This window comes from Bacillus cereus, from assembly GCF_015071065.1.
Taxonomy (GTDB): Bacteria; Bacillota; Bacilli; order Bacillales; family Bacillaceae_G; genus Bacillus_A; species Bacillus_A cereus_BA.
In genome coordinates, this window is record NZ_VOVA01000046.1 from 1 (window position 1) to 7,883 (window position 7,883).

Consider the following 7,883-nt stretch of genomic DNA (forward strand, 5'->3'; position numbering starts at 1 on the left):
GTTTGTTTTATTATGTCTCTTCTTTTTGTAAGAGTTGGAAAAATTTCAATTTCTGCAAGTATAAAAAATAAAAAACCTTTAAAACAAATACAAATTGTAAATAGTTTGGTAAAAGTGATTTTTTCAGTGATTATATTATATTTACTTTTTGTTTCTTATAGTGCTTTTTTGGATTCCTATCGATATTATTATAAAAACGAAAATGAATGGAAACAAATGAAATCATATGGATTTATGCCAACTAAAGCTCCTTTACCAAGTGGGGATGATTCTAAAGCTATTCTTGAAATGTTTGATAAAAAATATAAATTATTTAAATATACAAATGACAGAGGTGCGATTTTAGTACGGTTTTCTGATGCTTACAGAGCAAAACAGATTGGACTAGAAGTTGAAGGTGTTCCTGTTTATGAAGAAAAAACAATACTTATAAATAATAATTATTTGAAATCTAATCCAATATATGGATTAGATGATAAGTTAATTGATATTAAAGAAGATGATGATAGACTTACGGTTTTAGTTCCAGAGAAGTATAAAAAAGAAGAACAAGAATTAAGAAGATATTTTGAAGAAGAATATTATCTTCAAAAATATAAAGTTAAAAATACTTTTTTAAAAGATGCTGGTAAAGAGCTTCCTTTAAAAGAGGATATGGTGATAAATATAATTTGGATAAAGAATAATCAATCGTATTTTACTTTTTCTAATGATATCGCAACAGATACTAATAATCGTTTTTATGATGGTATTGCGATGATATTAACTAATGCAAATGGTAATGAGGCTGCATGGTATGATACTGTTGTTGGAAATGATGGTTATTTTATAAAATTATCAGATAAAGAAGTACCATATAATACCATTAAGGATCAGATTAAAAATTTAGAATTACAAGAATATTATCCAGTGCTCTATAATGCCTATGATCTTATTGAAGGTAGAATTCAAATGCATGTGGAAAGAGCATATCAATTTTTAATTGTTTTATTTGTTGTTTTGTTAGGTTATTTGTTTATAAGTATGTTTACAACATTAAATTATTTAGAACAATATAAACTGAAACATACTATTAAGATAATACATGGTTATTCTTATTTTAAAAGACATAAGTTATATTTGATGTTTACTAATTTTGTTTGGTTTGTTTCAATATTGATTTTATGTATATTAGAGAAGTTTGATTTTATATATCTTGTCTTTTGTATCCTTTTTTTAGAGAATCTATTTATTTATTTATTGATTAAGAAAAGTGAACAAAAGAAAATGGTACAAATTATAAAAGAGGGTTGAGTACATGAAAGAAGAAATAGGAATTAAATTAGAGAACATCACCAAAAAGTATGGAGATCAATATATTTTTAAAGATTTTAATGTTAGTGTTTATAATAATGAGTTCGTTGGTATTATAGGGAAAAGTGGTACAGGAAAATCTACATTACTTAATATAATTGGGTTATTAGATGAACCGGATAGTGGTAAAGTTATTATTCAAGGAGACGGTAATCCTTATAAGAATAGAAAAAAGTTTTTTAGAAATAAGTTAGGTTATATATTTCAAAATTATGCTTTAATGGATTCTGAAACAGTTGATGTAAATTTGGAAGTTGCACTTGAATTTCAGAAGATCTCTAAAAAAGAGAAAAAGATTTTAATGGAAGATGCATTAAAACAAGTTGGGCTATCTTGTTCTTTAAAAACTAAAGTTTATACTTTAAGTGGTGGTGAACAACAAAGACTTGCATTAGCTAGAATTTTATTAAAAAAATGTGATGTTATTTTGGCTGATGAGCCTACAGGATCTCTTGATAGAGAGAATCGTGATCAAGTAATTAAATTGTTAAAGAAGCTTCATAATGAAGGAAAAACTATTATTGTTGTTACTCATGATATTGATTTGCAAAATTCATTTTCTAGAATAATTAATTTAGGATAGTATTATTTTTTTGTTTAGGGATAGCATCACATCGCTATCAAGCTAACAAAATAAAATCCCCCCTAAAATGAAAAAATACGCTATTCTTTCTGTAGAATCATAGGAAAGGATGGCGTTTTTGTATGTCTATTTCGGTTCTGGTGCGAAATTAGCTTAATAGGAATATAGAACAATAATCTCCTGTTAACTTTGAGATTAGGCGGCTAATCCAAATAACTTATGAATGACTTCAACCTCATTTTGGGCAGATTTCACCCTTTTGTGAAGTTGCCTTTTTTTCATCATATGCATGGCTTCGATACCTCTCAAAATCAAGGTTGCTGTACGAAATGATTTCAACCCTAACATGGGACGGACCCTCTTCTTTATAAAACGATGGTCCTGTTCCACGATATTGTTGAGATATTTACATTGCCGTATCTGTATGCCTTTAGGCATACGTTTCTCCTCTTTTAATTCTTGTATCGCCGGTGGATAAGCCGGATTCTTATCCACCGTAATGACGCGAGGTTTAGAAACATGAAAAGACCGCAAAGCTTTCTTGAAGAAGCGTTTTGCAGCCTTTGTGTCTCTTGTTTCACTAAGATAAAAATCAATCGTGTTTCCTTCGGAATCCACTGCACGATATAGATAAATCCATTGACCTTGTACTTTGATATACGTTTCATCGACTCTCCACTAGTCATTTGTTGGCTTAAGATGACGCCTTATTCTTTCATCTAATTCTGGTCCATATTGATGAACCCAACGCATAATGGTTGTGTGAGCGACGGATAATCCACGTTCCTCCATCATTTCTACTAAATCACGAAAACTTAGGTTGTACCGTAGGTACCATCTTACCGTTAATAAGATAATATCAGGCTGATAGTGTTTCCATTTGAACAAATTTTTCTTTTCCATACCGATCACACACCTTTTTAGAGTAATAGTATCAGTATGTCCAAGATTTAGGGATTGCTTACAGCTATTTTGAAATTTTTGCACCAGAACCATATTCTTAGACTAAGGACAAAGTACCTTATCATTCTAATCAATGAACAGAATGATATACTACTACCGATAATAGGACATTATGTTAACTATATACGAATATCATATTCATCCAAAATTGCCCTTATTGATGGTACAATTAAAGTCTTGGAGGGATATTATGGAATTTATTTTATATGTTGCATTTTATTTTGGAGTACTGTTTCTTATAATTGGTACTGCATTATTTTTATTTATTATGGCTGCATTAGCAAAAATCTGGAATAAAAATCTGTCATTCGTAATGATCGGTTTAGGGATAAATATACTTGCCATTCCGTTATCTTATTTTATAGGTGGGATGGCAACAGATTCCCCAGGTAGTACTATGCTCGATTTTTGGAAAGGATTTCTCTTTATTCAAGCAATACCGCTCTTCTTACTACTTCTCCTACTACTTCTAACTTTGATTTTGTGGTTTATTCGTCGGAACAAAGAAAAAGTTCGCATGTAGAATTTTAAAATGACTTCCAATAACGGTGATTATGTGAACTTCACATCAGATTGGTATTTAATAAAAGAAATTTTATAAGTTGATTGAACATCTAAAAGGAGTATGGGATATTTTGAGAAAAACTAAACTGAGAAATTATGTGAAATTATTTATTCTCTACTTAATTATATTTTTAATATATTTCCTATTGTTCGATTACAGTAAAGTGTATATTAAGGCGAAAATAAATAACGAATTTTTATATCAATTATATTTATTAATAGGACGTATTAGTATGGGTTTAGGAGTATATTTTATTCCGGATAAGCTAGGTATTAAGATTAAATTCAGATTTAAATTTCTTATAGCAGTTATCGCAATGATAACTACTATAATTTTTCTTGATATAGTTGGTTTAATAGAATAGCTTTGATAACTCCATATTTTATTATCAAGTGGTTTAATAAAAAGTTAAAGTTTAGCAAAATCTATTTTTCTACAAATAATTGCACTTCTGTTAAGTGGTGTTATGGTAACTTTGGTTGTGTAGAGAATATATATGGTTCTGGTGCAAAAACTATAAGATTTATGTAACTAATCTCTGAAACTTGGACATACTGATACTAGTACTCTAAAAAAGGGCGTGATCAGTATGGAAAAGCAAAACCTATTCAAGTGGAAACATTATCAGCCTGATATTATTTTGTTAACGGTAAGATGGTACCTACGGTACAATCTCAGTTTTCGTGATTTAGTGGAAATGATGGAGGAACGGGGCTTATCCATTTCTCATACAACGATTATGCATTGGGTTCATCAGTACGGTCCTGAATTGGACAAACGAATCCGATGTCACCTTAAACAAACAAATGACTCCTGGAGAGTCGATGAAACATATATCAAAGTAAAAGGTCAATGGCTGTACCTGTATCGTGCTGTTGATTCAAAAGGAAATACAATCGATTTTCACCTAAGCAAAACAAGAAATCAGAAGGCTGCAAAGCGCTTTTTCAAGAAGGCTTTGCAGTCTTTTCATGTTTCAAAACCTCGTGTTATAACAGTCGATAAGAATCCAGCTTATCCTATAGCAATTGAACAGTTGAAAAAAGAAAAAAGCATACCTGATGGTATGCGACTTAGACAACAAAAGTACTTGAATAACATAGTAGAACAAGATCATCGCTTTATAAAGAAGCGAATTCGTTCTATGCTAGGGTTCAAATGTTTTGACACAGCTACATCCATTCTTTCTGGGGTAGAAGCCATGCATATGATTAAAAAAGAACAGATTAATTTACGGGACCAGTCTGTCCAAAATCAGAAAGAATTCATCCATCAATTGTTTGGACTTGCAGCATAAGATACGATACCGTTAGGAATCTATGCGCTTTATTATCTTTTATTCTATTTTTGCACCAGAACCCAAAAGAGCAGCTAGCAAAAAGCTAACTGCTTCAATCATGGAATATGGTTAAGAAATGGGTTGTCTACAGTATTGACGAAATATTGAGTTTTATTCGTGAAGAACTACTTTTAACTTAATGCATAGCCTACGATCAAAGTTAGTGTTAAAAACACTGATAATGACAATGGTAGTAGGGTTCTGGTGCAAAAATAGCTTAATAGGAATGTAGAACAGCAACATCCTGTTACTTTTAAGATTAAGCAGCTAATCCAAACAATTTATGAATCAGTTCAACCTCATTTTGGGCAGAGTTCACCCTTTGGTGAAGTTGTCTTTTTTAGATCATATGCATAGCTTCGATGCCTCTCAATATAGAGGTTGCTGTTTTAAATGATTTGAATCCCAACATAGAACGCACACGTTTCTTAATAAAACGATAATCTTGTTCCACTATATTATTGAGATATCTAACTTGCCTTAGTTGTATGCCTTCAGGCATCTTTTTCTCTTTCTTCAACTGAGTAATAGCAATCGGATAAGCAGGATTCTTATCAACTGTGATAACATGGGGTTTTGAGTCATGAAAAGACCGCAAAGATTTCTTGGAAAATATAATACTGAATATCCTGTAATTTAAAAGAAGGTGACGGAAGGAACTATCCATCTTTTATTCAATTGTGTTTGCCTCCTTATAAAATGTGTACCTTTTGGAACGGTTTTACAGACGTATCAAGAATTATTTTTATGTTTAGATGTATGAGAATAAAAACTATTCGCAAAGGTATACCTTTTGGTACGGAAATATTAATAAAGTATAACGATATGAAAAATAAGGTGTTAAAAAATGTGATTTCACCACATCTTTTCTTTTTATTCTATATAATAAAAGTAAGAATATCTCAGTATTTGTATAGTTAAGAAAAGAACAAAAATTGATGGTACAGGTGGAGTTTGACTTGGTATTTTAATTGTTTGGAGGTTCTGATATGTACTCATTAAAAGAGGCACAAGCTATGGATTATCTTTTAAAGAAATTGCATTATAATGGGTTGTTAGAACATATAACGGGAAATAAGAGCGAATTAAAATTAGTAATCGCAATTAATAATCGTTATATGTCAGGGGACTTTATTATGTTTCAAAATGGTTCTATTGAACAATATGAAATCGTTGGTCCATATGATTATGAAAAAGTTTATTATAATAACCAGTCATTTTCTACCTACGCTAAATTATGGTCATCGTTTTGTGACAAGTACCTACCAACAGGTTCAGGTTACAGGTTCAAACGAATATTAGATTTAACTGTCATTTTTGATCTTCTTAATGAGATGGTGGGAAGCATATCTTTTGTAAATGAGTCAATTCCATTAAGACCTATTTTTATGAATATTGAGTATTTTAATGAAGAAAATGGGCCGGAATTTCTTTACTTAGGAAATCAGCAAATTGAAATTGTATCAATTATGAAAAGGGAGAAGGGTTTAAATGCATAGTAGTCCTGAAAAAGTTTTTGTTAGTTATAGTTGGGATTCGGAAGAACACAAACAATGGGTATTAGAGTTAGTGAGAAAACTTCGTTCGGAAGGCTATGATGCAAATTTCGATCGTGGTATTACATCTACTTCAACAGTCAATTTGAATCAAATGATGGTAGAACATATGCGAGATGATGATTACATTATAATGGTATTAACTGAAAAATATACAGTTAAGGCTGATGGATTTGCAGGAGGAGTGGGGTTTGAAACACTTCTTTCATTACCTATAATTCAACAAAATCTTGATAAATTAATTATTTTAACTCGACAACCTGCTGTTCTTCAAAAAGTTATTCCATTTCATCTGCAAGGAATAAATTATATCGATTTTTCAAATCTAGCTGAATTTGATGATAAGTTTGAAGAATTGATTTATCGACTACAAAAAGTTCCAATGTTCGATTTAGGTCCTATTGGCGAAAAAAAACTAAGGAAAACTAGAACGCATGGTGATTCTGCTGCAACTGTTTTAAATGATGTGAAGGTTCCTAGATTAAGTCCACCAACAGATTTAGAAAGAAATTCTTTTATCGAAGAAAACTTTAATCTTATTATTAATGGCTTAGATGAAATATTAAATACTTTACAAAGTCAAAATCCAAACTTTATTTATCAAAAGCAAAATATAACAAATGATAAGGTCATGTATTCATTTTATTTGAATGGTCAAAATTCCGGTAACTTAAAAATATGGTTAGGAAGCTTATTTAGTTCAGCCAAACAAATCCAGTTTTCAGTTGGCCGTTACGTGGATATAAGTAATGATAATAGTATGAATGGCTCCGTAAATGTAGAGATAGATCGGGAGTACAATCTTTCTCTATCAATGCCTATGAACATGTTTTCGCCTAACACTAAAAATATGAAATATGCTGAGGTTGTAAAGGCACTATACGAACATCATATACTTCCATATTTAAGATAAAAGTATCGTCGACTTAGTGGGATATCATTATAAGTACATTCTATTTTTTACCTTGAATAAAAAGTACACATATTATTATATAAACTATATTTTTAAGTCTCACCACATCACCATCAAATTAAGAAATTGACTCTTCTCCAAAACGAGAAAATTCCCTTTGTACGGTTATGTATGAGAATTTAGCTCAAAAGACATTCATTAATACAGTTCATAGGTGTTTAGTCAAACGTTTGTTTAAAACATTTATTCCTTTTTATGGTGAAATAATATTTGAAAGTTTCTGTTCTAATACAATAAGAAAAGCAAAAAGAACTTGTAGGAATAACTACAAGTTCTTTTTAGTTCAAGGTGAATATACGGGACATACAAACTATCTTACAGATTCATCATAGAAACTACAGGGGTAATGCTTTGATAAGTATATTATATAACAAATTTTAACATCCAAAGATTTTAATTTTGAAAATTATGCGAATTAAGAAAACAGAATGGTATATCATTTTCTCTTCCTAAAAAATCTATTTAGTTATTTTGTATCAATAACTTTAAATTGATATCTACATCATAATAAATTAGTGAAAATATAAATATAGGTAAATAGAGAAGAATGT

At 30.3% G+C, this 7,883-nt stretch carries 7 protein-coding genes and 2 pseudogenes; 7 read left to right on the plus strand and 2 right to left on the minus strand.

Features of this window, described 5'->3' with window-relative positions; all coding sequences use genetic code 11:
* Positions 1-1,293 (plus strand): DUF1430 domain-containing protein (locus FT637_RS28965; RefSeq protein ID WP_193649174.1); only part of this gene is annotated, 1,293 nt, incomplete at its 5' end.
* Between the two features lie 4 nt (positions 1,294-1,297).
* Positions 1,298-1,936, plus strand: a complete 639-nt coding sequence (locus FT637_RS28970; RefSeq protein ID WP_193649175.1) for a putative bacteriocin export ABC transporter — start codon at positions 1,298-1,300, stop codon at positions 1,934-1,936.
* A 195-nt stretch (positions 1,937-2,131) separates the two neighbouring features.
* Here the strand turns inward: FT637_RS28970 and FT637_RS28975 are convergent.
* Positions 2,132-2,839, minus strand: a pseudogene (locus tag FT637_RS28975) (IS6 family transposase).
* Between the two features lie 250 nt (positions 2,840-3,089).
* Between FT637_RS28975 and FT637_RS28980 the strand changes: the two are divergent.
* From FT637_RS28980 to FT637_RS28985, 3 genes are all read left to right on the plus strand, one after another.
* Complete coding sequence (locus FT637_RS28980; protein ID WP_193649176.1) at positions 3,090-3,422, plus strand: hypothetical protein; 333 nt, start codon at positions 3,090-3,092, stop codon at positions 3,420-3,422.
* A gap of 112 nt (positions 3,423-3,534) precedes the next feature.
* Positions 3,535-3,828, plus strand: a complete 294-nt coding sequence (locus tag FT637_RS30530) for a hypothetical protein (RefSeq protein WP_319805979.1) — start codon at positions 3,535-3,537, stop codon at positions 3,826-3,828.
* Between the two features lie 225 nt (positions 3,829-4,053).
* The gene (locus FT637_RS28985; protein WP_193649177.1) at positions 4,054-4,761 is read left to right on the plus strand and encodes an IS6 family transposase; all 708 of its coding nucleotides are present in this window, start codon (positions 4,054-4,056) and stop codon (positions 4,759-4,761) included.
* Between the two features lie 301 nt (positions 4,762-5,062).
* Here the strand turns inward: FT637_RS28985 and FT637_RS28990 are convergent.
* Positions 5,063-5,416: pseudogene (locus FT637_RS28990) on the minus strand (DDE-type integrase/transposase/recombinase); the annotation flags it as partial.
* 376 nt (positions 5,417-5,792) lie between these two features.
* On the opposite strand from FT637_RS28990, the gene FT637_RS28995 reads away from it, so the two are divergent.
* Together FT637_RS28995 and FT637_RS29000 are read left to right on the plus strand one after the other, a co-directional pair.
* Positions 5,793-6,302, plus strand: coding sequence for a hypothetical protein (locus FT637_RS28995; RefSeq protein WP_193649178.1), 510 nt, complete (start codon positions 5,793-5,795; stop codon positions 6,300-6,302).
* On the plus strand, positions 6,295-7,272 hold the full coding sequence (locus FT637_RS29000) for a toll/interleukin-1 receptor domain-containing protein (RefSeq protein WP_193649179.1): 978 nt from the start codon (positions 6,295-6,297) through the stop codon (positions 7,270-7,272). The genes FT637_RS28995 and FT637_RS29000 overlap by 8 nt, the downstream gene beginning before the upstream one ends.
* Positions 7,273-7,883 lie beyond the last annotated feature (611 nt).

What these genes read in the sequence shown, in the direction of transcription:
- FT637_RS28985 (WP_193649177.1), top strand. Translation starts at nt 4,054, where the DNA reads ATGGAAAAGCAAAACCTATTCAAGTGGAAACATTATCAGCCTGATATT.
- FT637_RS28995 (WP_193649178.1), top strand. Translation starts at nt 5,793, where the DNA reads ATGTACTCATTAAAAGAGGCACAAGCTATGGATTATCTTTTAAAGAAA.
- FT637_RS28970 (WP_193649175.1), top strand. Translation starts at nt 1,298, where the DNA reads ATGAAAGAAGAAATAGGAATTAAATTAGAGAACATCACCAAAAAGTAT.
- FT637_RS29000 (WP_193649179.1), top strand. Translation starts at nt 6,295, where the DNA reads ATGCATAGTAGTCCTGAAAAAGTTTTTGTTAGTTATAGTTGGGATTCG.
- FT637_RS28980 (WP_193649176.1), top strand. Translation starts at nt 3,090, where the DNA reads ATGGAATTTATTTTATATGTTGCATTTTATTTTGGAGTACTGTTTCTT.